The sequence below is a fragment of the Modestobacter sp. KNN46-3 genome (assembly GCF_011039295.1).
In genome coordinates this window covers 1-1,294 of sequence record NZ_JAAKGN010000332.1, presented here as the reverse complement: position 1 = coordinate 1,294, position 1,294 = coordinate 1, and the positions used below count along the sequence as shown (strand labels likewise).

Here is a 1,294-nt window from a genome sequence, read left to right as displayed (position 1 = left end):
AAGAGTTGGCACTCTCGTTCAATCAACCAAAGGAATCCCAACGACACCCCGAAGGACGCCGAATGGGGGTATTGATACTTGGCACTGACTTTCGGCACGCTGTTGAGTTCTCAAGGAGCGGACGCGCTCGAAACCCGACCAATTGCTTGGCCCTCGTTCGAGGCGGCTTGTCCGACTGTACGCCGTACACGGCTCGCTGTCACACCCAGGGGTCTGACGTCGCGGCTCCCGGCTCTTTCGACCCGGTCTCGCTCGGCGCAAAGAAGAAGTTACGTGCCGTCCGGGCCCTCGTCAAACCGCCAGGGGGCCTGAGCGCCGTCCGAACGCCTCCTGGGAGCCATGGCAGTCGAGAAAGCGCAGGTCAGCGCCGACCGTACCTCCCAGGATTGCGAGGCAGGTCACTCGACGGAGGCCTGTGGGGGGCCAGTCGGCCCCCCGCCGGCCTCAGAGCCCGAGCAGCGACTCGATCCCGACGGTCAGGCCAGGACGGCGGCCGATCTCCCGGACGGCGAGGAGGACACCGGGCATGAACGACGCCCGGTCGTAGGAGTCGTGCCGCAGGGTCAGCGTCTCCCCCGCTGCTCCCATGAGCACCTCCTGGTGGGCGACGAGCCCGGCGAGCCGGACCGCGTGCACGGGCACACCCTCGATGTCGGCTCCGCGCGCCCCGGGCAACGAGTCGGCCTCCCGGGTCGCGTCCGGCGCGGCCGGCACGCCCGCCGCCCGCCGAGCGGCCGCGACCAGCCGGGCCGTGCGGGCCGCGGTGCCCGAGGGGGCGTCGACCTTCCCCGGATGGTGCAGCTCGACGACCTCCACGGACGGGAAGAAGCGGGCCGCCTCCTGGGCGAAGCGCATGAGGAGCACGGCACCGATCCCGAAGTTGGGTGCGATGAGCACCCCGAGCTCCGGCTTGGGCTCGAGCCACTCGGCGATCGTGGCCAGCCGCTGTTCGTCGAAGCCCGTCGTCCCGACGACGCAGTGGATGTTCTGGTCGATGCAGAAGCGGATGTTGTCCATCACGGAGTCGGGCCGGGTGAAGTCGACGACCACCTGGGCGCCCGCGTCCGCCACGTTGAACAGCCAGTCGCGCTCGTCGACCATCGCCACGAGCTCGAGGTCCTCCGCGGCGTCGACCGCCCGGCACACCTCGGTGCCCATCCGGCCCCGGGCGCCGAGCACCAAGGACTTCGTGACGGCCCTCCAGCTGGACACGAAGCTCGACGGCATCCCCTCCGACGTCCTCGCCGGTGCGCTGACCCAGGCCCGCGCGGCCCGGCTGCACATCCTCGACGTC

At 70.1% G+C, this 1,294-nt stretch carries 1 protein-coding gene; it reads right to left on the bottom strand.

The features are described 5' to 3' along the window. Positions 1–444: 444 nt before the first annotated feature. Entirely contained in the window at positions 445–1,179 is a 735-nt protein-coding gene (gene dapB, locus G5C62_RS27065; protein ID WP_241176175.1) for a 4-hydroxy-tetrahydrodipicolinate reductase, read from the bottom strand. Positions 1,180–1,294 lie beyond the last annotated feature (115 nt).